Below are 24,118 nucleotides of genomic sequence, written 5' to 3'. Positions count from 1 at the left end.
CGGTCAGCGAGATCGGCTTCGGGGCTGCTCGGAGACCGATCGCCGCAAAAGGGCCCCGCAGGGCGACCGTGCGCAGCCGCGCCCGTGGGCTGCGCACCGGCTGGCTTGAGTGCATCAGTTCCACGGAGGCGCTGGGCACGGCGTCTTCGGCTTCCGGGTACTCCGCTCCATGACGCAGGAGGAAACCGGATGAGGTAGGGCCCCAGTCCTCCTGGTAGCAAGTGCCGACGTTTTACCGGCGTCGCTGCCTGGTGCCGTGCGCCTGGTACGGGGCGGATGCGGTGTCATCCTCCATACGGTCCACGGCTGCCTCGCACACACCGTGCTCCTTGGCACACTGCCAGGTGACGGCCTGTCTCGTCCCGCTCCTGCAAGGTACCGCCCTCCCCCGAGCGCGTCGATGCCAGCTGTGCGGCCTTCCTCTTCGATGCGAGTCCTCCTCGACAGGGCCCGTGTGGTGATCCGGGCCATGAGCACCCGGGCGACGCCCCCCGACCGCGCCCACGCCCGCGGCTACAGTCACGGCCACGCTGACAACTGTGCTGTCCACGACGCTGCGTTCCTCCTCCGGCGAGGACGGGTGCCCGCGCTTCGGTATGGAGTGGCGATGGGAGCCGATTCTGACATCCGGGGCCGACGTTGCCTCCGTCCAAGGCTGACGTGAGGCCGTTCGCGATCTACCAGTTGTCTCGGTCACGCAGCCACAGGTCACCTATCTCAGCAGAAGGAATTTCTACCTAGGAGGAACAGAAGGCGTTCTTTCCCTTAGGGAATTAACTTCTTTGGGATCCGGCGCGGAGCCTGTTTAACGATTTATATTGGGTCTTTATATGTGTGACCCTATGCGTTCTTTGACGCAGAGGCAGCGAGCCCTGCCACTGACACCGGAAGCCGCCATGGGGCGGGGCCCGTGGACAGCGAGGTCCTGGCTGGCGGATCATGCTGGCGACGCTGGTAAGCCCATCTTCGCGATGCAGCGCAGCAGCTTTCCTCCGACTCGATCCGCCGGCCAGGCCCCCGGTCGGCCGTCACTCGCCGGCGATCGTCTTCCAAGCTTCCCGGAAGAACGTCTTGCCGGCTTCGAAGAACACCCCCTTCAGGAAGTCGCGACGCAGCGGCGCGGTGTCAGCGGAGCGTTCGGGGGTCGAGGGATCGGATGTGGCATCAGCCGGCCGGCGGGTGGGGTCCGGGAGTGATGGATGCTTCTGCGGGGGCACCGACATGGAGCAGCTCCAAAGGGCTGTGGACGGAGGGACGTTGCGGTCGGCCGACCTGTCCACCAGCCTGCGGCGTGTCAGGACCCAGAATCCGAGCCGCGCCCGGTTGCGCTGAGTCGCGCCGAAGTCACGTAAACGGGAGAAGTTCTGCGCGATGCTTGGTCAGTGAGGGACGAAGAGAACACGGAACGGCGCACACCACGGCCACGGCCCGTCCGGCCTCCAGCCGTCGCCCCAGGCCCTCTTGGCGAACTCAAGTCACTGCTGTACGAGCTTTACGCACACGCTGGCGCGCCGGCTACGGATGAGATCTCGGACAAGATCAAACAGGACGACTCCCTGCCGGACGCGCCGAGCGGGGACACCGTCCGCAGGATCCTGTCGGAGCCCGCTCTTCCGCGCCGGGCCGAAGCTGTCGTGTCCGTGGCCACCGTCCTGGCACGCCAAGCCGGACGCGACGAACGGGCGGTGGTCGACAGCGTCCGGCAGCTTTGGGCGAGCGCCCTCACACGGGAGACGGGACGCGCTCCGGCCCCTTCCTCGGTTCCAGCGCAGGGTCCGTCGTCCGATGGATCGCGATGGTTCTTCCAGCACCTGCTCGACTACCACACCGAAAAGTTCGCGGGCCGCGACGGCGAGATCAGCGCCATCCGCGACCACATCGACGAGCACGACCGCGGATACGTCTTCGTCGACGGGCTTTCCGGGTACGGCAAGACGTCGTTGCTGGCCATGCTGGTCCGGCAACAGCCCAGCTACCTCTACCACTTCATCAGTCAGCGCTACAAAACAGCAGGCGGCGCCTTCGACCCGACCCTGCGCGACCATCTGCTCTCCAACCTGTGCGAGCAACTCGACCCGCACCGCGCCGCCCCCATCGAAGGGCTCGCGTTGACGGACCGGTTCCTCGAAGTGGTCCAGAGCGACCGGGAGAACCCGACCGTGCTGGTTCTGGACGCCATCGACGAGGTGGACAAGCACCCCAGCTTCCTGCGCGGTCTCCTCCCGCGGCGCCTGCCGAAGAATCTGTTCGTCCTCCTGTCGGCCCGGTCCCAGGGCGAGCGGTCCTACCTCGAAGAAGTGGGCCTGACACCGGACGGCATCGGTCTGCGGGTGACGCTCGGCGGCCTGGACACCGACGCCGTCCGGCAGCTGCTGCTGCACCACGCAGGACCGGCCGGTGCCGCCCTCGGCCAGCGGCCTGGCTTCGTCGACGCCCTGCACGACGTCTCCGAGGGAGACCCGTTCTACCTACGGTTCCTGGTCGAGGACGTGGAACACGGCAGGCTCACCCCGGAGAACATCCGACGGACCCCGAACGGCCTGTACCCCTACCTCGACGAGCAGTTCGAACACCTCCACCGCTCCGTTGACAGCGGTCTGCACAACATGGTGCTGGGCCTGATCCTGGAGGCGTACGGCCCCCTGCACCGCTCCGACCTGCTCCGCAACGTTCCCGGCCTGACCGGCGGGAAGCTCGATCAGGTGGTGTGTGACGTGCAGCGGTTCCTGTTGCGCACCGGCGAGCACAGGCAGTCGTACACCTTCTGTCACAACCGGTTCAGGGAATACTTCCGGGAGAAGCACTAATGTCCTCGTTCCGCGAGCGCGTCGCCGAAGGGATCGCGCAGGGCACGTACCGCAGGCAGTTGGCGGAGGACGCCCGACAGTGGCGTTCGCACCGCAGCGACTACGCGCTCTCCACCGTGGTGCGCTATACCGTGGAGGACGACCTCGCCGACGAGGTGCACGAGGTTCTCACTGATGAGCAGTTCCGTGAGCTGCGTCTGGCCCGGTTCGGTGTGCTCGCTCTGCGCGACGACCTCGACCTCGGCCTGGAGTACTTCAGCCGGGCCCGGCCCGACCTGCTGCGCTACTCCCGGCTGCTCTTCCGCCAGCGGTCGGCGGAGCGCGACGACGCATACGCGTCCCTGCACCGGCGGCACTGCCAGGGCTTCGCCGACTTCCTCCAGCTGGACGTGCCCGCTGCCGACCGGCGGGAGATCGGTCTGGAGCGGGCCCTGCACCGGCTGTTCCCGATGCGGCTAACGGACGAGGACGACTTTTCAGAGCCACCGGTCGACGTGGATCTCACCGGGTACCACCTGGGTACGTGGTCCTGTTCGTGCGGGAGGCGGAAAGGGCACGCTGCCCGTTACGACCACGCCTGCGACTGCGGAGCGATGTCCGGCAACGGCCGGCTGCCCGCGCAGGGGCGCCGGTGTCACGGGTGCGGAACTGTAGCCGCGTATGTCACCTGCGAACTGTGCGGAACACGGGTGACGTTGAGCCTGTGGTGGCAAATCCAGAAGGGCAGCGTGCACCCCTCCGACTGCCGGATCCCGCTCACCCTCGAGCTGCGGATCCGTCGGCCGGGGCAGCCGGCGGACCTCCGGTGCCTGGAGTTGATGCAGCTGCCGTTGATGCTGGGGCTGACCGAGCGGGGCGACGAACTGGTCTTTGACCTGCCGGACATGCTGTGGGTCAGTGACGTCCGGGACCGGCACGGGCAGGATCGGCCGACCGGGCAACTCGTCGCAGTCGCCGATCACCCCCGGTACGACCGGCAGACCGACGTCGAACGGATCCTGCAAGCCGCCTTCCGGCGCACCGTCACCGGCCGCAACCGTCCGTCCGGGTCCGAGCTGCGGGCCGTCATCGCCGCGCAGGCCGGAATCCGCCGCCCCGGGCGGCGTGGCTGGCAGACCGACGGGTTCAGCGCAGGGTTCGCCCGCAGGGTGGGCTACGCCCTCGCCGCCGAGCGGCACGAGGAAGCTGGCCTCGCCCGCGGCGCCGACCTGTACCGGCCCTGTGTGGTGGCCGTGTCCCCGGGACTCCGGGGCGATGCGGCCCTGGTCTCACTGGACCTGTCCACGCCCGGGACCCTTTCCGGCTCGGGCCTCGACAACGTCGTCGTATCCCTGCGTGTGACCCCGCTCGGGCTCGACGAGCTCACCGCCGAGCCGCCGGAGGTGATGCCCGACCTGTGCGGGGCGCTGGCCTCAGACGGCATCGTGCTGCCCGGCGAGACGGTCGAGCCGGGTGATCTTCTCGTCGGCATCAGCACACCCCGCACCGAGGAGAGCCTGACCCCGGAGGAGCGGTTGCTGCGCGCGATCTTCGGTGAGAAGTTCCCCGATCGTCGGGACGCGTCGTTCCGCTGGGCCGGCCGGCACCCGGCGAGGGTGCTGAGTGTGCACATCAGTACTGCGGCGTCCGAGTCCTTTGAGGTCGCCTGGCATCCGGCACGGGTGGTCCAGGATGAGGTGTTGCGCCCCGACGAACGCGCCAGGATCAGCATCAGCCTGGCGACGGCGGACCCCCTCGAGACCGGCGACGTCCTGTACGGCCCGGACGGCTCCAGGGCGGTGGTGTGCGGCACCCAGAACGGCCACGGGACGGACGTACTCGTCGGCCCCGACCACCCCTGGGCAGCCGAAGAGCCGACCAGGACCGTCGGCGTCCGGCTCCGCCCCGACGAGCGCTCCCGATCTGTCGTCCGCGCCCGGGCGACAGGCCCGTACTCCATGGTCACGCAGCTGCCGGTATGGACCGACGCGAGCGATTCGGGGCAACCGGTCCGACTTGCGGATCTGGCGTGGCTGTTGCGACACAGCGCGAGCCGAACCGCCTACGAGATCCATGTGCTCCGGAGTGACTTCATCGACGGGCGCCTCGGCCTCTACCAGCTCCTGGTCGAGGGCGGGACCTCGTTGCGGGAGATACCGATGCCGCCGTCCGAGCAAGCATCGACGCTGGAGTCCGCACCGCTCGAGGCAGTCCGCAACTGGGGCCGCCTGCTGCGCGCCGCCTGCGTCGAGCCCGTTTGGCACGGGGACCGGCTGTCGTTCCGGGCCATCGACGACGAGCAGGTCCTCGCCGCGTCCTTCGGCGAGGTGCGGAACGGTGACATGGTGGACCTTCGGACCCGGCTCCCGGTGCCGGCCGGCCTGGCTTGTCAGAGCGTCTTCGGACCGGTCCGCGACCACAAGTGCGGTTGCGGGAAATTCCGGAGTTCACGTCACGCGGGTGACGTCTGCCCAAAGTGCGGGGTGGAGGTGACAGAGAGCAAGGTCCGGCGCCGACGCATGGGCCACATCGAACTGGCCGCGCCGGTGGTTCACCCCTGGTACAAGGACCGTCTTGGCGAGGCTCTCGGCCTCGACCACGGGACACTGGCCGACCTCATCCACGAACGGTGTCACGTCGTCAGGGACGGCGACCGCGACGAGTTCATCTTCCCGCCCGCGGGGGCGGGGCCCCGCCACGACGAGGACCGGCTGTGCTCGGGTGCGGAAGCGGTGAGGCTGATGTTCTCCCGGCGAGGGCAGGCCCCTCCCCGGGGCGCGCTGCTGCACAGACTTCCGGTGCTGCCCGCCGACCTGCGCCCGGTGATCGTCCACGAGGGGCGCCTGCACGGCAGCGCACTCAACAACCTGTACAGACAGATCGTCTCGCGCACCTCCCGACTTCGTCGGCTGATCACCATCGAAGCTCCGTCGCAGGTAATCAGTCATGAGCGCACCCGACTTCAGCAGGCCGTCGACGCGCTTCTCGACCCGGGCGAGGGTGGGGCGACGCTCGCCGACCTGACGACGATCCTCCCCGGTCGCAGCGGAGGTTTCCGAGAGCGGCTCTTCGAGCGTCTGACGGATTTCAGCGCCCGTACCACACTGGTCGCGGAGACGACCGGAAACCTGGACACAGCGCTGCTTCCCGACCGGCTCGCCTGGACGCTCCTGGCGCCGGCCCTGATCGGAAAGCTGATCGGCACCGGGGACAGCCCAAACATCGCTCTCGCCCGGCAAGCCGTGCGCGACCGCACCCCGCAGGCATGGGCGCAGCTCCAGGCCCTCTGTCAGCACACGACGGTGCTGGTCGCGGTGCCGGGAACCCGGTGGCCGCTGTTCGGCGTACGCGTCGGCCGTCTGACCGGCGACCTCTCCCTGAAAGTGGATCCGGGCCTGTTCGATCACCTCGGCTGGGACCGGCTCGGCGCTCCTGTCAGGATCTTCCCCCTGCTGACCGAGGAAGCCGCTACGGAGGCCCGAGGGGCGCTGCTCCCCAGCATGTTGCTCCGCGACGGCGGTACCGGTGGCAGCGAATCGACCGACCTGCCTACTTCCTTACTCGGCCTCGACCAGGAGCACCTTCCCAAGGAGATCGTGCGGATGATCGGGACCGGGGAGTCGGCTCACCTCGACCGTCTCGACCGGTTCCTGCTGTTTCCCGAGTGGGAGCATTGACTCCGAGCGCAGGAGGGGATCATCAGACCGGCTAACCGCCCCTCACGGCACCTCGTGTCCATGGACGGACGGCCAGCCGTCAGACGACGGACACCTCCCTCGCGTACCAGGGCAGCACATAGTTCCATGCGAAATCCCAAGTGCGTTGCAGGTCGTGCCGGGGGCACGGCGACGGGCGGATGCCGGAGGCCAGGTGCCCGCGGTCTGTCGTCGTACGGGTGCTCGAGGGCCCGCTCGCGGTCGTGACGGAGCCCGGAAAGAATCTTGAGTGATCTGTTAAGAAGGGGGATGCGTCGGGCCTATGAGTAGGCGAGGGCCTCTTCGGCTTCGCCCAACTCGTCCAAGACAGAGGCAAGATGACGTCCCAGATTCTCGACTACGTGACCGTCGGTACGGCCCTGGTACCCGTGCTTCACGCGGTGTGGAACCTTCCTCTCCTCGCGGGCCTGCGGCGACGCGCGCGGCGGCAGCGAGTCGCTGCCGTCTCGGCCGGCACCGGGATCTGTGATCCGGCAGCCCTCACGGTCGAGGCGCTGAAGGGGCTGCCCGCCGGGGCGGCAGTGCACTACGAAGGTCCGGACGGCTGCCGTCTGACGGTGTGGCGGATAGCGGATCCGTCCGGGCATCGGGGCCACGGGACGGAGCGCGGCCTGTGGTGAGCCCCGACGGTCCGGCGTCCGGGCCGTGCGCGTTCGACTTCGAGAACATGACGGAGGACCAGCTCCGGCAGATGCTCAACGAAGTCGTGGCCTCGTTGTCGGGCTTCAGCGACCTCAGCCACGCCGCCCGTCAGGACATTGCCAGCGAAGCTCTCTACCAGGTGCTCAGGAGCGGGCGGCTGGACCCCTCCCGGCAGCCGGTGGCCTACATCAAGACGACCGCGGGGCGGCTGGCCCGCAGGTGGGCAGTGCAGCTCAAGAACGAGACGCTCATCGACGACGGACCGCGCCTGGACGCGGCGGCCACGGCCGCCGCGTCCCGAGAGGGCTGCGGCAGTACTGATCCCCAGGAATGCGTCGTGCGTGATGCCTCACCCGCCGACCGGCGCCTGTGGGGGCCCACCGAGGAGGAGGAACTCCTGGGCGTGGTCGACGACGCCATCCGTGGCATCAGCGCTTCGCAGACACGGGCGGTGGCAGAACTGCAGCGCCAGGGCATGCGGGCCCCGGACATCGCCGCCCAGGTCGGAACCACCAGGAACCAGGTCGATCAGCAATGGTCGCGCGGCCGCCGGGCGATCCGCAGCGCCCCCGCGGTCAGAGATCGACTGCGGCCAGCGCACATCATGCCGCCCCGATCACGGCCCGAGGACAGTAGCTGATGGACAACAACGACACCCGCCGGAGGACGACCACCCACACGGAGGACGCTGTGAGGAGCACCGCGTACGCCCGACTGCTGGAGCTCATGCAGGGGCCTGCCGATTACTGGGACCGCCCTGACGGTGAGTGGGGGCCGAGGCGTGCCAGTGCCTCCGGTATCCCGGTCAGCACGGCACGGGCCGACGCCAACAGCGCCTACCGGCTCGCCACCAGGGCGCTGCGCCGCGGCGAGCTGGACGCCGCCCGCGCAGCCTTCGCTCTCGCGCTCACCGAGCAGCACCCCGGCGCTGCATTCCGGATCGTCCTCACAGAGCCGCGGCGTCTGAGTGTGTCCATCCCGACGGGCGGCGGCAAGACAGAGAGCTTCGTCTGGGTGGTGAAGCATCTGATGGCGGCCGCCCGGTGGGGCCACGCGGATGCGCAGCAGCTCCTCGACGGCATCCAGCCCCACCCGCCACGCACGTGGGAGCGGATCCTGGTGGATGCGCAGCGCCCGGCGCCCTGTGCAGATGAAGACCTCTGGTTCGGTTACACGTTCACCTGCCCGCCGCTCACGTACGAGGCGCAGGACGTCGAGTTCTACCCGACCGTGCGCGATGTCCTTGCGCAGCTGCTGAAGGCACCTGCTGCCGCACTCGAAGCGGGTCCTTCAAGCCGAGCCCGGGCGCTGCCCGCCGGCCGTGTCCGGATCGCGCTGCCACCCGCGTCCTCGGGCATCTCGCGAAAGCCGCTGGATGCCTGCAGCGGCGCACGGAGCGGGCTGGAAGGGCCCGGGATGCAGGCGCCGGCAGGCAACGGTGAGCACACCCCCGAGCGCTCGCTCTCGGGTAAGGCCGCGCTGCTCAGCGCGCTGCGGGGTTTCTGCCCCGTTCAGGTGCGGAGTGGGCAAGCTTGCGAGCAGGATCTAGGAGACCAGCTCCTGCAGAGCAGGGCCAGGGCCTGGCAAGGGGATATGTTCCGCACGGCAGGCGGCGTGAGGCCCCATGGATTCAACGATCCCTTCCCGAGGCAGCTGGACTGCCTCGGGGAAGACCTCGTGAGGCATTTCGTGGTCATACTGACCGAATGCTCCGACATGGCATTCTCGTCTGCCAAGGCGCGTAGAGTTCAAGACCTTCCGGACGCCGTATGGGCTTCGTCCTCCAGGTCGGCCTTTGGGCTGCAGGATCCTCTCACCGGGTGTCCCGGAGTCCGGCCGGCCTCTGCCTGGAGGGTAGCTGTGGCCGCAGACGGCAATGTGCGGGTGTGGGATCCCACGAGTGGGCTTCTGATCAGCTGCCTCGATAGGCATACAGGGGCCGGGGGCGCCATGCCGGTGGATTCGGACGCCCCCAGCCTGCCCCTGCATGACCTTGATTCCCCCACCGCTTGGCTGGAGTGCCCCCCGGATGGGAACGGGTGGCTCAACGCCGTCGTGCTTGAAGGCCTGCATCCAGGCGAGCGTGAGGTGGTGTTCGCGTACACCGCAGCTGCCGGGCGAACGTGGGAGGAGGCCGCAGCTGTCCTGGGAGTTCGCAACCCGGCCGCCGTCGGTGAACGAGTCCGTCGTAGGGTCAAGCGGCTGGCCGCGGAACGGCGACGCCGCACAGCTCGACAGCGGATCGAATATCCAGGTGCTTCACCTGAAGATCCCATGCCCAGCAGGCTGGACTCTTCACTGGCGGCGATCCTCTCGGTCCTCTGACACAGCCATAAGTGCGGTCTGGAGATGATTTCAAGGCGCTGCACCCGCACCGGCGCCTTGGAATCGATGGCGATGATGCGAGGTCAGCGACTGCTTCACGGGGGCAGCGAGGGTCGTCGGCACCTGTGTCGTGGCAACGGGTCTGGCCGCGCAGGTGAAATGAGGCGTGGCACGTATCGTCTTTCTGCGCCACCGGTCGACAGTGAGCAGACACGCAGCTTCCGTACGCACGGCTCCTACATCCGCGCGTTCCGTGAACTTGCGCTCGGGGAGAGCACATTGTCGCTGGCAGATGCTGTCGCGGGTCTCCATGCGTCTGCGACACCGCTCCTTCTCGTGTCTGATGGACCGCTGCGCGCCTGCGACCGAGGCCAGTTGATGGCATGCCTGCGCCGGGCGTGGGCAACCGCCCGGCTGCTCGAGCACACCCATGCGCTGGTCGAAGGCTCGGAGATCATCCGGCTCGCCAACAGTTGGGAGCCGTTCAGACCTACTACTTCCTTTACGGGGTGGCCCAGGCTCTCATGGTCGCCGAGGGCGGCACCCGTTCGCAGTCGCATGAGCCCACGAAGCGGCGAGCCGTATTACGCCGGTTCCTACGTCCGGGGCGAGGGCGGCACGCCGGGCGGCCTCGGCTTACTCCTCTTTCGGGCGCTGCGCGCCTGCCTGCTCCGCCTGCGGCCCGGCTGGGGCGCGGAACCGAAGTGGGACGGTTCTCCAGACGCTGAGGGCGCAGGCGGGTAACGGGGCCGCTTCAGCGTTGCTGAGGCGGTCCTGCAATTCGGCGACCACGGCCGGGAGCGGCCACAGGTTCAGGTCACGGCGGCCTCTAGAGACGTCCAGCGCCGGGTACGCGCGGCTCGGGCCGGTGCCCGGGTGGCGGCTGTGCCGCCACCCGGTCTGCGGCTGCTGCGTCAACAGCCCACCGCCAAGCGGGGTCTTAGTCCGGGTCATAGACGTAAAGAGCCCTGGCGTGCCGGGTGTTGTTCACACTCCACCCACGCTGGGAGCCGATTCTCCTCGTCCGCGGGATAACTACCAACTAGCGGTGCGACCACTTTCCGGCCGACAGGGCTTCTGAGCTGCTCTTTCGTGGCCATAGTTGGTTGTTCAAAACGATCCTCAGGCACCGTTTCCTGAACAACGTTTCCTCGGGTTTTTCAGGTTCTGGCAGATCATCCCCTCAGTGTCAGTGCGGCTGACGATGATTGCCTGCATCGACGGTGACCGGCGTCAAACGGTCACCTCGGGCTGACAGTTGTCCGGGTCACGATCCGTGCGGCGGGCTCCCACCTGCTACACGACGACGTAAGAAGGAGAGACCTATGAACACATGCCCTGTCCTGTGCGGTGTATGGGCGAGCGGTGCCGGCCGGCGGTGGCCCGGAGACGTCCTGCGGCGGGAGGCGAGTGGGCATACCGGCGGTGACGGCGCCTTGGTGCTGGTGCTGGTGGTCATCACGCTGCTGGTCTTCGCCGGCTGCTCTGCCCAGACGGCCGTCGCTGCGGTCGCCGCCGGCTCCGTAATCGCGGTCGAGTTGCAGCAGCGCCTGCGCTGATCGTTGGTGCGGGACCGGTTCGCCGGTCCCGCACCATGCACTGCGAAAGGAAGGGAGGTGAGCCGCCATGGCCCGCCCCAGCAAGAAACTCCCCGACCAAAGCGACCTTCCCTGCGTTATGCTCGCCGCCGATTTGCGGTCCCTGCGGGAGCGCTCCGGGCTTACGATGGCGCACCTGTCGGACCTGTCCGGGCTGTCGGTGGGAACGCTCTCCAGCGCTCAAAGCGGCACGAAGGTGCCCACCGAGAAGACGGTGACCGCGTTCGTCCAGGCGTGCGGCGAACTCGACGTCACACCGTGGCTGGCCCGACGGGAAGCCGCCACTCGGGGGGCCCTCCCCCGAGCCGTCCCCTCCACCGGGCACGCTCATACTCACGACGGTGCCGACCCTTGCCTGGCGTGGCGCGGTACCTGGGCGCGGTGGGACACCACAGGCAAGCTGACGCCCCCGTCCAAAGCTGCGGGCCTCAAGGCGCTCCCGCACTGGCTGTCGGGGCTGCGTGCCTACCGTTCTGTGTCGTTCAGGGCGATGGCCAGGGCGACGGGCTATTCGCACACCACTCTTGCGGCCATGGCCTCCGGTTTCCAGCCGGTCACCGTGCGCGGGCTGCTGGCCTTCCTGCAAGGTTGCCGGGTGGGCACCATCGCCGAGAAAATCGAGTGGCTCGACCTTCTGGAGCGAACCTCGACCAGTCCGCGACGCCGTCTGGATGCCGCTCGCGAACGTGCACGTCTGACAGCTTTGTCGGCAGGGCCTGACCGCGGCGCGACAGGCCCGGGCAACACCGCTGCGGTGAATCAGTCTGTGCATGCGCAGTGGGCCAAGCCGCCCCGTTCAGCGTGGCCGCGTCAGCGTGCCGTTCAGGTGGACCGCCACCTGCTCATCACCGATCTCCGGGCCCTCCACCGGTTCTACGGGCGGCCCTTCCTTCCACTGCTGGCTAGGCACGCGGGCATCGCCAGCAAGGCCCTGCGGGGCTACCTTGACGGAGACATGATCCTCAGCACCGGCCACATGAATCGGCTGGCAGCCGCTCTTGTGCGGCTCGGCAGTACACCACCGGCACTCGAGCAACTGCCGCACGTTCTGCCTCCCATGGCCGACTGGCACACCAGGCGGGATCGGCTAGTCAGGGCAGGACGCTGAGAAGCGTCAGCGTCGTGGGCCGAGATCGTGTCGGATGCCGGTGGTTCGGCGTGCTGTTTATCCGTTGACGGTCCGAGTTCGCTGCTGCTGAGACGAGTTCGAGGGGCCGGCTCTGGTGGAGTGGTGTGCGCCAGGAGCCTGCGGCCTGGCCCGCGCAGGAAGGGGGGTGCCTCCTCACGGTTGTCCGCTTGCTGCCTCGATGTGCCGAACTGGGTGAGAGGATGTGATGCGGCTGCCGCCCCGGTGGGCGGATCTGTGGTCGGCCGCAGGTGCGAGTGGGGGGATCCAGTGCGGTTGGACGAGTTGTTTCCGTCTGCCTCCATGCGGCTTCCCGCCGGGGTGGAAATGGACGCTGAAGCGCTCGGCGAGCCGCGCTCGCTGGTCGGCGTGGCGATGCTGCTGCAGCAGGTGCAGAGGCAGCTGAGCACGTCGGAACACTCCCTGGAGCAGGTCACGATGGCACTGCTGGAGGACATCCAGGGGCTTGAGAAGTCCCATCCAGGCGTACCGGGGCCCGCGAGGGTCGTGCTGGCCATGATGGTGTGCTGGATTCCGGCACGCTATGGATTTGAGCATGCGCAGCCGCTGGCCATGTGGCGGTGGCTGCACAGTGCGTTCGGCCCCCCGGTGGCGGCGGACGCAGGTGACACCGAGATCAACCTGGCACCGCTGGACGGAGCGCTGCGTGACGAGACGTTCGGTGTGGTGGCGCAGGCGGCACTGATCATGCTGGCGCCGGTGCTGTTCTATCTGAACAACACCGCGCAGTCGGCCGACGAACTGGCCGGGCAGCTCAGCCCGGCCGTTCTCACTCTGTGCGGGGATCGTCTCGCCCAGGGGCCTGAGCAGAGGGTGGAGGCGACCGCGCATTTGCTGACCTACCTGATGGGGCACCAACGGCGTGAGGAGGCCTGTGCGCTGGGCCACGAACTGGAGGCGTATCTGTATGCGCGCCCCGGTTCCCCCCTGGCCGGTGCCCTGGCCGTCCTGCTGGCCGGTGCGCAGCCGCCGGTCACGCACCGCGAGCCTGCCGTGATCGCTCGGTGGGCGCTGGACCGTCTGGACCTGAACCCGTACACGGCGCTGTCTTTGAAGACCATCACCGCGGTGAGGATGGACCCTGGCGAGCGGGCCGCGTATTTCCCCGGCGTTGTGTCCCAGCTGGAGGCTGTGGCCGCGCTGGTGGAGCGGGAGCAGGATGCGGCACAGCTGTCACGCGATCGGGGCACGCTGCTGTCCATGTCCGGGCCGATGCTGCACGCGCTGCTGCAGGAAGGCGATCACGATCGGCTCATGCAGTGGTTGTCCATCTGGCATGGTGTCGCGCCCGACCAGCGGCGCCGCAATCGGTGTGTGGTCCTTGCCGCCGGCGGCCGCGGCTGGTTCCGGCCTGGGACAGCGCCCGCGCGCGGGGACGATGCGCCGCTGGTGCGGCTGACTTCGGCCATGAACGCCGCTCTGGGGCGCAGCCTGGTCACGAAGGGATTGCACGATTCTGCGCTGACGACGCCTGCCACCGGGTGCAAGCATGATGCACACGCCCAGGAACTCGAAGCGGCCCTGGAGGACTATCTCGACACCGCGGACCTGGCGGACTTCGCCCGCGCGGAAAAGGCGGATGCGTTCGCCTCCCTGCTGCCGTCCCTGATACCGGTACAAGCCTTGCTGGCACGGCGGCAGGGGCCGGTCCTGCCGCTGGCCGTCAGCCTGCGCCAGCCGCTGCCGGACCGGCCCGTGAGATCGGTTCAGCTGTGGTGTGGCCAGGCCCCCTTCACGCGAGCCGAGGCCGAGGTACTGGCGACGGTGTTCTCCTACGCCGGAATCCGGTGCGATGTCGTGGGCCCTGACGAGGTGAGCCGGTCCAACTTCCTGGCCGCCTACCAGCAGGACGACTACGACGTGATCTGGGTGGCCGCACACGGCCGGCACCCGATGCTCGCCCCGGACGAGTCCTCGATCCTGCTCAGCTCGAGTGAGCAGGTGCCTCTACAGGAGTTGGCTGCCGCTGTTGTGCCGTCCACGGCCGAGCGTCGCCTGCTGGTCCTCAACACCTGCGACAGCGCGGCAGCCAACGCCCAGGGGCCGTATGACGATTTCGGCCTGGCCCGTTCCGTCACCGGCCCCGGACAGGCCGTCGTCGGGCACCTGTGGCCGGTGCCTGGGGGCGCGGCCGTCGTCTTCGGTGCACTCCTGGCCTGCGAGCTGGCCGACGGCAACGGCTTCGCTGAGGCCTTCGAAGCAGCACTGTGCGCTTTCCAGGGCTCATGGCACACCCTCGCACGCCGGTTCGAAGGCCGCGGTGTCGGAGCCGAAATTGCCGAGGCCTTGCACGACTTCCGCGATCCGACCCTCCTGGACTGGGGCAGCCCCGCCTTCCTTGAGTAGCCGCCCGCAGTGAACCAAGCCTCGGGCCGGCCCGAACGCAGAGCGCTTCGGTCAATCCGTACGAGGCTGCGCGAGCGGTAGTTGGGCATCGGCCGCCACGGTGCCGGGGATATCCGGCGCGGGCCGTGCGGCTGTACGATGAAGCAAGCCGTCCCGGTGGCGTTCCCCCGTGCCACCGGACGGCTTTTCGCACGTCAGGACGGAGGGTTCGCCCCGGTCACGTGGTGAGGAGATCTCTATGCGGGCACTTCACCTGGTCCAGGCCGGTGCTCTCCACGTCGGCGGCGGCCAAGGTCTCGTCGGCGAGCAAGCCGCGGGCCCAGCGGGCGGCCTGCTCGCGCGTGGCCAGGAGGACGGCCACCGAAGGGCGCGGACCGCGTCGCCCAGGCCGCGGTGGGCCTCGCGGATGTCTGCACCTGCCATAGCGGTCGGCCACCGTCCGGCTCTGCGGACACGGTCCCCAGGTAGGTCCCGCCGTCGTACGCCGCCCAGGTAGGACGGTCGGTGTTGGCGGGCCTGACGAACTGCACGGGCCGCTCGTCGACGTCACGGAGAACAGGTCGTCCCAAGTAGCCGAGTCCTCGACGGTCGTCACGGCAAGCTTTCGGTCAGGAGTCGTACGCCCAGGCCCTGCCGGTCTGCCGGTACTGCTCGACAGGCAGGGCTTGACGCCGGGCCGCATCCGGTTGAGGTACAGCAGCCCGTCGAGGTGGTCGACCTCATGGGCGACGAGCCGAGCCAGGCCGCGCTCGTAGACCGTGGTCACGGTGGTGCCGTCGAGCGTGGTGGTCTCTCGACGGTAATCCGCAGGGGGCGGGGGACGAGGCCGCGGACGTCGAAGAACGACAGGCACCCCTCGTACTGCTCGTCACTGGCCTCGGAGGCGGCGGTGACGCGGGGGTTGAGCAGCACGATGGCACCGGCGCCTTCTGCGGCGGGCTGGACGACGGCCGCCGCCCGGCCAACGCCGATCTGCGGGGCGGCGATGCCCATGCCCTTGGCGAAGGTGTGGACGCGGGCGATGCGCTCGCTCGAGGCGAACAGCATCTCCGCTACCTGCGGTCCCTCTATCGCCCGGGCTCCGCATCGCGATCGTCTGCGACAACTTCTCCCCGCATCTGACGACCAAGAGGTGTCAGCGGGTCGGCACCTGGGCCGTGGCGAACAATGTCGAGATCGCATACACCCCGACCAACAGCTCCTGGCTGAACCGGATCGAGGCCCAGTTCACCGCCCAGCGCTACTTCACCCTCGACGGCACCGACCACGTAGACCACAAGGAACAGGGCAGCATGATCCGCCGATACATCATCTGGCGGAACCGTCATGCCGACGACCAACGCCTCCGCACCGTCGTCGACAGGGCGAACGTTGCCTGATGCGGCACTAGCCACCACTCCCACGCCGACGCCGCCCCTACGCTTGAGCAGCGAAACGCAGCCCTTAAGTTCGGAAGGACAACAGCTACTGGTCGCTGGCCGACCATCACCGCGTCGGGAGCGCGGGCACAACGACGAAGCCGGGACCTCGGGCCGATGGGGACTGGCCACTGCGCACCTGTGCAATTGCGCCAGGGCTAGGGTGTGGCCGTGGCTGGCAGATCGCGCTGAGCTGAGAGGTGGCTGGTGGCCGCCTGCAGTGTGAGCACCATCGTGAGTCCGCCGCCGGGTGTGTCCTCGGCGTTGAGGGTGCCGCCCATGGCCTCTGCGAAGCCGCGGGCGACCGCAAGACCGAGGCCGACGCCGTTGCCGCGGGGGGTGTCGCCGTAGCGTTGGAAGGGTTCGAAGATGCGGTCCTTGGCCTCGTCGGGGACGCCCGGGCCGCGATCCACCACCCGGACCTCTACTCGGTCCGCGATGGCGCTCGCGGACACCAGGACCGGCTCGTCCGGCGGGCTGTACTTGACCGCGTTCTCTACGACGTTGGCGACGGCTCGCTCCAGCAGGCCCTTGTCGGTGGCCACCATGGGCAGGGTCTCGGGAATTTCCAGGACGACGGCCGAGTCGGGGTCTGGTATGCCGCCCAGTGCCATGGGGACCACCTCGTCGAGGTCAATCTCCCGGATCAGCGGAGCGACGGTGCCCGTCTGGAGGCGGGACATGTCCAGCAGGTTGCCCACTAGGTGGTCGAGGCGGTCGGCGCCTTCCTCGATCGCCTCGAGGAGATCCGCTTGGTCCTCTTCGGACCATTCCACGTCGTCCGAGCGCAGCGATGTGACCGATGCCTTGATGCCGGCCAGCGGGGTGCGCAGGTCGTGGCTGACGGCGGAAAGCAGGGCGGTGCGCATGCGGTTGCCTTCGGCCAGCATCTTGGCCTGGGCGGCCTCCGACTGCAGCCGCTGGCGGTCGAGGACTACGGCGGCTTGGGCGGCGAAGGCGGCCAGCACGCGGCGGTCCTCGGCGGGCAGCACGCGTCCGGTCAGCGCGAGCGCCATGTGGTCGCCGACCGGTACGTCCACGTCTGCGTCCTCGGGGCGCTCGACGATCTGGCTCGGGCCGACGCTGCCGGCGCAGGTCCAGGGCGCCACCTCGCTCTGGCGTTCCAGCAGGGCCACCGACTCCATGCTGAAGGTCTCCCGGACCCGTTCCAACAGGGCTCCCAGGCTGGTCTCGCCGCGCAGCACGCTGCCGGCGAGGAAGGAGAGGATCTCGGCTTCGGCGCGTAGCCGGGCCGCCTGTTGCGTGCGGCGGGCCGCGAGGTCCACCACGGACGCCACGGAGACCGCCACGGCGAAGAAGACCGCGATGGCGACCATGTTCTTGGGGTCGGCGATCGTGATGCGGTGCAGTGGCGGGGTGAAGAACCAGTTGAGCAGCAGCGAGCCGAATGCCGCCGAGACCAGTGCCGGGAGCAGCCCGCCGAGCAGGGCGGCGGCCACCGTGAACGTCAGGAACAGCAGCATGTCGTTGGCGAGGCCGAGGTGGGGGGTGGCACTGGTCAGCAGCAGGGTCAGCAGCGCCGGGCCGCCGACTCCCGTCAGCCAGCCCCACAGGAGCCGGGCCCGGCCGAGCCGCGCGCCGCGGGCGACCGGCAGTCCGCGGCCCTTGCCCGCCTCGTCGTGGGTGATCAGGTGGACGTCCAGGTCGGGGCCCGAGTCGCGGGCCACCGTCGCGCCGACGCCCGGCCCGAAGATGTACTGCCATCCCTTGCGGCGGGACACCCCGAGGACTATCTGGGTGGCGTTGGCTCCGCGCGCGAAGTCCAGCAGCGCCGCCGGGATGTCGTCGCCGACGACGTGGTGGAAGGTGCCGCCCAGGTCTTCGACCAGGGTGCGCTGGACGGCGAGTTCCTTGGGCGATGCGGAGGTCAGTCCGTCGCTGCGGGCGATGTAGACGGCCATCACCTCGCCACCCGCCCCCTTCTCCGCGAGCCGCACGGCCCGGCGGATCAGGGTGCGGCCCTCCGGGCCGCCGGTCAGGCCGACGACGATCCGCTCGCGCGAGCCCCAGATCTTCGACACCTGGTGCTCGCTGCGGTACGCCTGGAGGTATTCGTCGACGCGGTCGGCGACCCAGAGCAGGGCGAGCTCGCGCAGGGCGGTGAGGTTGCCGGGGCGGAAGTAGTTGGACAGGGCTGCATCGACCTTGTCGGGCTTGTAGATGTTGCCGTGCGCCATCCGCCGTCTCAGGGCGGGAGGGGACATGTCGACCAGTTCGACCTGGTCGGCGCGGCGTACCACCTCGTCGGGGACGGTCTCCTGTTGCCGGATGCCGGTGATGGATTCGACGACGTCGCCGAGGGACTCCAGGTGCTGGATGTTGACGGTCGAGATGACGTCGATGCCGGCGGCCAGCAGTTCCTCGACGTCCTGCCAGCGCTTGGTGTTGCGGGAGCCGGGGATGTTGGTGTGGGCGAGTTCGTCCACCAGGGCCACCTGGGGGCGGCGGGCGAGGACGGCGTTCACGTCCATCTCGGTGAAGACGCTGCCCCGGTACTCGAGCTCTTTGCGGGGTATCTGTTCCAGGCCGTGCAGCATCACCTCGGTGCGTGGCCGGTCGTGGTGCTCGACGAAGGCGACCACGCAGTCGGTGCCCCGCTCGGTGCGGCGGTGGGCCTCGGACAGCATGGCGTAGGTCTTGCCGACGCCCGGTGCCGCGCCGAGGTAGATCCGAAGCTTGCCGCGTGCCATATTCACCCTTCGCGCGTCATTCTTCGAAGCGGTAGCCCATCCCCGGCTCGGTGACGAGATAGCGGGGGTGGGAGGGGTCCGCTTCCAGTTTGCGTCTCAGCTGGGCCATGTAGACCCGCAGGTAGTTGGTCTTGTTGCTCTGGGAGGTGCCCCACACCTCTTGCAGGAGCTGCTTTTGGGTGACGAGGCGGCCGGGGTGGGTCACCAGGATTTCCAGCAGATGCCACTCGGTGGGGGTGAGGCGGACGTCGCGGCCGGCCCGGACGGCCTTCTTCGCCAGCAGATCGATGCTGAACTCATCGGTCTCGACCAGCGTCCTCTCCGGAGCGAGCGGTAGGTCCTCGGTACGGCGTACCGCGGCCCTCAGCCGGGCTAGGAGTTCGTCCATGCTGAACGGCTTGGTGATGTAGTCGTCGGCGCCCGCGTCGAGCGCGGCGACCTTCTCGTCGGAGGCCCTGCGGGCGGACAGCACCAGGATCGGCACCCGTGTCCAGCCTCGTAGCGCCTTGATGACGTCCACGCCGTCCATGTCGGGCAGCCCGAGGTCGAGTATCACCACGTCCGGCTGGCGCGCGGCGGCGAGCCGCAGCGCGGTGGCGCCGTCGGGCGCTGCGTCCACTCCGTACTGCCTGGCCTGCATGTTGATCACTAGGGCTCGTACGAGTTGTGGATCGTCCTCCACCACCAGCACCCGGGTCATCGGCGTGCGGCCTTCCTGTCATCGGTGGGGTCGGGGGATTCGGTACGGCGGCGGGAGCCGACGGGGTCGCAGAATCCCGGTTCGCCGGCCCCTCGCCGTCCTGCCTGTTAACGCCATCAGCTCTTCGCCGCGAGTTTCTTAAGGGTGATGTTGAGTTCGAGGACGTTGACCCGGGGCTCGCCCATGAAGCCGAGCGCCCGGCCCGTGGTGTGGTCCTCGACCAGCTTCTGGACCTGGGCGACGGTCAGCCCGTTGTTCTCGGCGACCCGCTTGACCTGGATGTCGGCGTAGTCCGTGGAGATGTCCGGGTCGATCGCGGAGGCGGAGCCGGTGACCGCGTCCTTGGGTACTTTGAACTCAGGTACGCCGTTGAACTCGGCCACCTGCTTCTTGGCCGCCTTAACCGCTTTGACCAGCCGCAGGTCGCTGGCGCCGAGCTGGCTGGAGCCTGTGGCCAGGGGGTCGTAGCCGCTGTTGGAGGGGCGGCCCTGGAACCACTTGGGGTCCGGCTTGTCGGTGCCCTTGATGTTCCAGCTCTGGCCGATCAGCTTGGAGCCGACCTCTTTGCCGTCGACCTTCACCATCGAGCCGTTGGCCTTGTCGTGGAAGACGGCCTGTCCGATGCCGGTGACCACCAGCGGGTAGATGATGCCGGTCACGACGGTCAGGACGAGCAGCATGCGCAGCGCCGCCCAGGCCATGCGCCCGGTGTTGACTACGGAGTTGTTCATGCTGATCAGCCGATTCCGGGGATGAGGGAGATGAGCAGGTCGATGATCTTGATGCCTATGAAGGGGGCGATCAGCCCGCCGAGGCCGTAGACGGCCAGGTTGCGGCGGAGCATCTTGTCCGCGCTCACCGGCCGGTACTGCACGCCCCGCAGAGCCAGCGGCACCAGCGCGATGATGATCAGCGCGTTGAAGATGACCGCGGACAGGATCGCGGAGTCGGGCGAGGACAGACCCATGATGTTCAGTTTGTTCAGGCCCGGGTAGACCGCGGCGAACAGCGCGGGGATGATCGCGAAGTACTTCGCGACGTCGTTGGCGATGGAGAACGTCGTCAGCGCGCCCCTCGTGATCAGCAGCTGCTTGCCGATCTCGACGATCTCGATCAGCTTCGTCGGGTTCGAGTCCAGGTCCACCATGTTCCCGGCCTCCTTGGCGGCCGAGGTTCCGGTGTTCATGGCGACGCCCACGTCCGCCTGTGCGAGGGCCGGGGCGTCGTTCGTACCGTCGCCGGTCATCGCGACGAGTTTGCCGCCCGCCTGCTCCCGCTTGATGAGCGCCATCTTGTCCTCGGGCGTGGCCTCGGCGAGGAAGTCGTCCACGCCGGCCTCGTCGGCGATCGCCTTCGCGGTCAGCGGGTTGTCGCCCGTGATCATTACGGTCTTGATGCCCATGCGGCGCAGCTCGTCGAACCGCTCGCGCATGCCGTCCTTGACGACGTCCTTGAGGTGGATGACCCCCAGCACTCGCGCGCCGCCATCGTCCTCGACGGCGACCAGCAATGGTGTACCGCCCGCCTCGGAAATCCGGTTGGCGATCATGTCCGCGTCCTCGGCCACTGTGCCGCCCTGCTCCTGCACCCAGGCGATGACGGAACCGGCAGCGCCCTTGCGGATCTTCTTGCCGTCCACGTCCACGCCCGACATGCGGGTCTGGGCGGTGAAGGCGATCCACTCGGCGTGCGCCAGCTCGCCCTGGTGCCGCTCGCGCAGCCCGTACTTCTCCTTGGCGAGTACGACGATGGAGCGGCCCTCGGGCGTCTCGTCGGCCAGCGAGGACAGCTGGGCGGCGTCGGCCACCTGAGCCTCGGTGGTGCCCCGGACCGGCACGAATTCGGCGGCCTGCCGGTTGCCGAGCGTGATGGTGCCCGTCTTGTCGAGCAGCAGAGTCGACACGTCACCGGCGGCCTCGACCGCACGGCCCGACATGGCCAGCACGTTGCGCTGAACCAGTCGGTCCATGCCCGCGATGCCGATCGCAGACAGCAGCGCGCCGATCGTGGTCGGGATCAGGCAGACCAGCAGCGCCACCAGCACGACCAGCGTCAGGTGCGTGCCCGCGTAGTCCGCGAACGGCGGCAGCGTGGCCACCGCGAGCAGGAACACGATCGTCAGCGAGGCGAGCAGGATGTTCAGCGCGATCTCGTTCGGCGTCTTCTGCCGTGCCGCGCCCTCGACGAGGTTGATCATCCGGTCGATGAAGGTCTCGCCCGGCTTCGTCGTGATCTTGATGACGATCCGGTCGGACAGCACCTTCGTACCGCCGGTCACCGCCGAGCGGTCGCCGCCCGACTCACGGATGACCGGAGCCGACTCACCGGTGATGGCCGACTCGTCGACCGAGGCAACGCCCTCCACTACGTCACCGTCGCCGGGGATGATGTCGCCCGCCTCGCACACGACCAGGTCACCGATGCTCAGATCGGTACCCGGGACCCGCTCCTCGCTCGTGCCGTCCTTGGCCAGCCTGCGGGCGACGGTGTCCGTCTTGGCCTTGCGTAGCGTGTCGGCCTGCGCCTTGCCGCGGCCCTCGGCGACCGCCTCCGCCAGGTTGGCGAAGATCACGGTCAGCCACAGCCAGGTGCTGATCGCCCAGCCGAACCAGTCGCCCGGGTCCTTGAAGGAGAAGATCGTCGTCAGGACCGAGCCGACCAGGACGACGAACATCACGGGTGACTTGATCATCACCCGGGGGGCGAGCTTGCGGAAGGCGTCCGGCAGCGACTTGACCAGCTGCTTGGGGTCGAAGAGGCCCCCGCCGACCCGCTCGGCGGGCTTGTGTCCGGTCGGTGCGTCCTGATGGGGCGCGAGGGTCGGAGTGCCTGTGGACATGGGGTCCTGCTTCTTTACGTCGGTTTTCTGCGTGTTGGTGGTCATGCCGCCAGCCCCTCCGCCAGCGGGCCCAGCGCCAGGGCCGGGAAGAACGTCAGGCCGGTGATGATCAGGATCGCCCCGACCAGCAGACCGGTGAACAAAGGCTTCTCCGTGCGGAGGGTGCCCGCGGTCGCCGGAATGGGCTTCTGCTCGGCCAGCGAGCCAGCTAGCGCCAGCACGAACACCATCGGCAGGAACCGGCCCAGCGCCATGCACAGGCCGAGCATCGTGTTGTGGTACTCGGTGTTCGCGGCGAAGCCAGCGAAGGCGGAGCCGTTGTTGTTGCTGGCCGAGGTGTAGGCGTACAGCACCTCGGAGAAGCCGTGCGCCCCGATGTTCGTCATCGACGACTCGCCCTTGCCCAACGCCATCGCCAGCGCTGTGCCGATCAGCACCAGCGCCGGGGTCACCAGGATGTAGCAGGCGGCCAGCTTGATCTCACGGGTGCCGATCTTCTTGCCCAGGTACTCGGGCGTACGGCCGACCATCAGACCGGCGATGAACACCGCGATGACCGCCATGATCAGCATGCCGTACAGGCCGGAGCCGGTACCGCCGGGTGCGATCTCGCCGAGCATCATGCCCAGCAGCAGTACGCCGCCGGACAGGCCGCTGAAGGAGTCGTGGAAGGAGTTGACCGACCCGGTTGAGGTCATGGTCGTGGAGACCGCGAACAGCGAGGACGGGCCCTCGCCGAAGCGCTGCTCCTTGCCCTCCATCGCGCCGCCCGCGATCTGCGAGGCGGTGCCCGGGTGGGCGTACTCGATCCAGGTCACGGCGACCACGCCGGCGAACCAGATGATGCCCATCGCGGCCAGGATCGCGTAGCCCTGCTTGACGTTGCCGACCATCGTGCCGAAGGTGCGCGGCAGCGAGAACGGGATCACCAGCAGCAGGAAGATCTCCAGCAGGTTGGTGAAGCCGTTGGGGTTTTCGAAGGGGTGGGCGGAGTTGGCGTTGAAGAAGCCGCCGCCGTTGGTGCCCAGGTCCTTGATGGCTTCCTGGGACGCCACGGCACCCGGGCTGATGGCCTGCTTGTCGCCGGTGAGCGTAGTGATCGTGTGGATGTCACCGAAGTTCTGGATGGCGCCCGCCGCGATCAGCACGACCGCCGCTACGACGGAGATCGGCAGCAGGATGCGGACGATGCAGCGCACCAGGTCCGCCCAGAAGTTGCCCAGGTCTCCGGTGCGGGAGCGAGCGAAGCCGCGCACCAGCGCGATGGCCAAGGCAATGCCCACGGCCGCGGAGACGAAGTTCTGCACGGCCAGGCCCATCGTCTGGGTGACGTGGCTCATCGCCGCCTCACCCGAGTACGACTGCCAGTTGGTGTTCGACACGAACGACACGGCGGTGTTGAACGCCTGGTCCGGTGTGATCGCCTTGAAACCAAGCGACAGCGGCAGCTTGTCCTGTGCGCGCTGCAGCACGTACAGGAACAGCACGCTCACCGCAGAGAAGAACAGCACGCCCCGCAGGTACGCCGGCCAGCGCATCTCCGCGTCCGGGTTCGCGCCGACCGAGCGGTAGATCCACCGCTCCACGCGCAGGTGCTTCTTGGACTGGAAGACGGCGGCCATGTAGTCGCCGAAGGGACGGTGCACCAAGGTGAGCGCGCCGATCAGCGCGATCACCGTCAGCACGTCAGCAAGGACGGGGCTCATGTCTGGGCTTAGAACCTCTCCGGGAAGATCAGGGCGAGGACGAGATATCCCAGCAGAGCGACGGCCACGACCAGTCCGACGACGTTCTCGGCGGTCACAGCTTCGTCACCCCCTTGGCGACGAGAGCCACCAGCGCGAACACCGCGACCGTGGCGACGACGAAGGCCACGTCGGCCATCGTGAA

The 24,118-nt window shown here is 68.4% G+C and carries 17 protein-coding genes and 1 pseudogene; 9 read left to right on the top strand and 9 right to left on the bottom strand.

Annotated elements, in window-relative coordinates:
- Positions 1-1,028: 1,028 nt before the first annotated feature.
- Complete coding sequence (locus ABZ192_RS24340) at positions 1,029-1,223, bottom strand: hypothetical protein (protein WP_356926550.1); 195 nt, start codon at positions 1,221-1,223, stop codon at positions 1,029-1,031.
- A gap of 411 nt (positions 1,224-1,634) precedes the next feature.
- Between ABZ192_RS24340 and ABZ192_RS24335 the strand changes: the two genes are divergently transcribed.
- The 8 genes from ABZ192_RS24335 to ABZ192_RS24300 all read left to right on the top strand — a co-directional run bounded on the left by ABZ192_RS24335 (position 1,635) and on the right by ABZ192_RS24300 (position 14,560).
- Entirely contained in the window at positions 1,635-2,807 is a 1,173-nt protein-coding gene (locus ABZ192_RS24335) for an NACHT domain-containing protein (protein WP_356926549.1), read from the top strand.
- Positions 2,807-6,463, top strand: a complete 3,657-nt coding sequence (locus ABZ192_RS24330; RefSeq protein WP_356926548.1) for a hypothetical protein — start codon at positions 2,807-2,809, stop codon at positions 6,461-6,463. The genes ABZ192_RS24335 and ABZ192_RS24330 overlap by 1 nt, the downstream gene beginning before the upstream one ends.
- Before the next feature lie 356 nt (positions 6,464-6,819).
- Positions 6,820-7,122 (top strand): hypothetical protein, encoded by a 303-nt coding sequence (locus ABZ192_RS24325; RefSeq protein ID WP_356926547.1) that lies wholly within the window; start codon positions 6,820-6,822, stop codon positions 7,120-7,122.
- Positions 7,116-7,784, top strand: coding sequence for a hypothetical protein (locus ABZ192_RS24320; RefSeq protein WP_356926546.1), 669 nt, complete (start codon positions 7,116-7,118; stop codon positions 7,782-7,784). The genes ABZ192_RS24325 and ABZ192_RS24320 overlap by 7 nt, the downstream gene beginning before the upstream one ends.
- The gene (locus ABZ192_RS24315; RefSeq protein WP_356926545.1) at positions 7,784-9,469 is read left to right on the top strand and encodes a hypothetical protein; all 1,686 of its coding nucleotides are present in this window, start codon (positions 7,784-7,786) and stop codon (positions 9,467-9,469) included. The genes ABZ192_RS24320 and ABZ192_RS24315 overlap by 1 nt, the downstream gene beginning before the upstream one ends.
- 1,325 nt (positions 9,470-10,794) lie before the next feature.
- Positions 10,795-11,028 carry a hypothetical protein gene (locus ABZ192_RS24310; RefSeq protein WP_356926544.1) on the top strand — a complete coding sequence of 78 codons (234 nt, stop codon included), beginning with the start codon at positions 10,795-10,797 and terminating at the stop codon, positions 11,026-11,028.
- 67 nt (positions 11,029-11,095) lie between these two features.
- On the top strand, positions 11,096-12,175 hold the full coding sequence (locus ABZ192_RS24305) for a helix-turn-helix transcriptional regulator (RefSeq protein WP_356926543.1): 1,080 nt from the start codon (positions 11,096-11,098) through the stop codon (positions 12,173-12,175).
- A 321-nt stretch (positions 12,176-12,496) separates the two neighbouring features.
- The gene (locus ABZ192_RS24300) at positions 12,497-14,560 is read left to right on the top strand and encodes a CHAT domain-containing protein (protein ID WP_356926542.1); all 2,064 of its coding nucleotides are present in this window, start codon (positions 12,497-12,499) and stop codon (positions 14,558-14,560) included.
- Positions 14,561-14,777: 217 nt separating this feature from the next.
- Here ABZ192_RS24300 and ABZ192_RS24295 read toward each other — a convergent pair whose 3' ends face one another.
- Both ABZ192_RS24295 and ABZ192_RS24290 read right to left on the bottom strand, forming a co-directional pair.
- Complete coding sequence (locus ABZ192_RS24295; protein WP_356926558.1) at positions 14,778-14,921, bottom strand: hypothetical protein; 144 nt, start codon at positions 14,919-14,921, stop codon at positions 14,778-14,780.
- A gap of 401 nt (positions 14,922-15,322) precedes the next feature.
- Positions 15,323-15,607: a peptide deformylase gene (locus tag ABZ192_RS24290; RefSeq protein WP_356926541.1), complete on the bottom strand. Its 285-nt coding sequence runs from the start codon at positions 15,605-15,607 to the stop codon at positions 15,323-15,325.
- 3 nt (positions 15,608-15,610) lie between these two features.
- Between ABZ192_RS24290 and ABZ192_RS24285 the strand changes: the two are divergent.
- Positions 15,611-15,939, top strand: a pseudogene (locus tag ABZ192_RS24285) (IS630 family transposase); the annotation flags it as partial.
- 197 nt (positions 15,940-16,136) lie between these two features.
- On the opposite strand, the gene ABZ192_RS24280 reads toward ABZ192_RS24285, so the two are convergent.
- The 6 genes from ABZ192_RS24280 to kdpF all read right to left on the bottom strand — a co-directional run bounded on the left by ABZ192_RS24280 (position 16,137) and on the right by kdpF (position 24,032).
- Positions 16,137-18,689, bottom strand: a complete 2,553-nt coding sequence (locus tag ABZ192_RS24280) for a sensor histidine kinase KdpD (protein WP_356926540.1) — start codon at positions 18,687-18,689, stop codon at positions 16,137-16,139.
- A 16-nt stretch (positions 18,690-18,705) separates the two neighbouring features.
- Positions 18,706-19,389: a response regulator transcription factor gene (locus tag ABZ192_RS24275; RefSeq protein WP_356926539.1), complete on the bottom strand. Its 684-nt coding sequence runs from the start codon at positions 19,387-19,389 to the stop codon at positions 18,706-18,708.
- A 116-nt stretch (positions 19,390-19,505) separates the two neighbouring features.
- The gene (gene kdpC / locus ABZ192_RS24270) at positions 19,506-20,120 is read right to left on the bottom strand and encodes a potassium-transporting ATPase subunit KdpC (RefSeq protein WP_356926538.1); all 615 of its coding nucleotides are present in this window, start codon (positions 20,118-20,120) and stop codon (positions 19,506-19,508) included.
- 5 nt (positions 20,121-20,125) lie between these two features.
- Positions 20,126-22,273, bottom strand: coding sequence for a potassium-transporting ATPase subunit KdpB (gene kdpB, locus ABZ192_RS24265; protein WP_356926537.1), 2,148 nt, complete (start codon positions 22,271-22,273; stop codon positions 20,126-20,128).
- Positions 22,270-23,934: a potassium-transporting ATPase subunit KdpA gene (gene kdpA, locus ABZ192_RS24260; RefSeq protein ID WP_356926536.1), complete on the bottom strand. Its 1,665-nt coding sequence runs from the start codon at positions 23,932-23,934 to the stop codon at positions 22,270-22,272. The genes kdpB and kdpA overlap by 4 nt, the downstream gene beginning before the upstream one ends.
- Before the next feature lie 8 nt (positions 23,935-23,942).
- Positions 23,943-24,032 (bottom strand): K(+)-transporting ATPase subunit F, encoded by a 90-nt coding sequence (gene kdpF / locus ABZ192_RS24255; RefSeq protein WP_009326374.1) that lies wholly within the window; start codon positions 24,030-24,032, stop codon positions 23,943-23,945.
- Positions 24,033-24,118: the final 86 nt, after the last annotated feature.

The sequence above is a fragment of the Streptomyces sp. NPDC006235 genome, assembly GCF_040613735.1.
GTDB lineage: Bacteria > Actinomycetota > Actinomycetes > Streptomycetales > Streptomycetaceae > Streptomyces.
The sequence above is the reverse complement of the archived record's forward strand: the minus strand, read 5'-3'. Positions and strand labels throughout refer to the sequence as shown.

Excerpts from the sequence above, each read along its gene's own strand:
- ABZ192_RS24290 (WP_356926541.1), bottom strand. The coding sequence starts at position 15,607 with ATGCTGTTCGCCTCGAGCGAGCGCATCGCCCGCGTCCACACCTTCGCC.
- ABZ192_RS24280 (WP_356926540.1), bottom strand. The coding sequence starts at position 18,689 with ATGGCACGCGGCAAGCTTCGGATCTACCTCGGCGCGGCACCGGGCGTC.
- kdpB (WP_356926537.1), bottom strand. The coding sequence starts at position 22,273 with ATGACCACCAACACGCAGAAAACCGACGTAAAGAAGCAGGACCCCATG.
- ABZ192_RS24310 (WP_356926544.1), top strand. The coding sequence starts at position 10,795 with ATGAACACATGCCCTGTCCTGTGCGGTGTATGGGCGAGCGGTGCCGGC.
- ABZ192_RS24340 (WP_356926550.1), bottom strand. The coding sequence starts at position 1,223 with ATGTCGGTGCCCCCGCAGAAGCATCCATCACTCCCGGACCCCACCCGC.
- kdpC (WP_356926538.1), bottom strand. The coding sequence starts at position 20,120 with ATGAACAACTCCGTAGTCAACACCGGGCGCATGGCCTGGGCGGCGCTG.
- ABZ192_RS24315 (WP_356926545.1), top strand. The coding sequence starts at position 7,784 with ATGGACAACAACGACACCCGCCGGAGGACGACCACCCACACGGAGGAC.
- ABZ192_RS24305 (WP_356926543.1), top strand. The coding sequence starts at position 11,096 with ATGGCCCGCCCCAGCAAGAAACTCCCCGACCAAAGCGACCTTCCCTGC.
- ABZ192_RS24330 (WP_356926548.1), top strand. The coding sequence starts at position 2,807 with ATGTCCTCGTTCCGCGAGCGCGTCGCCGAAGGGATCGCGCAGGGCACG.
- kdpA (WP_356926536.1), bottom strand. The coding sequence starts at position 23,934 with ATGAGCCCCGTCCTTGCTGACGTGCTGACGGTGATCGCGCTGATCGGC.
- ABZ192_RS24300 (WP_356926542.1), top strand. The coding sequence starts at position 12,497 with ATGCGGCTTCCCGCCGGGGTGGAAATGGACGCTGAAGCGCTCGGCGAG.
- ABZ192_RS24275 (WP_356926539.1), bottom strand. The coding sequence starts at position 19,389 with ATGACCCGGGTGCTGGTGGTGGAGGACGATCCACAACTCGTACGAGCC.
- ABZ192_RS24325 (WP_356926547.1), top strand. The coding sequence starts at position 6,820 with ATGACGTCCCAGATTCTCGACTACGTGACCGTCGGTACGGCCCTGGTA.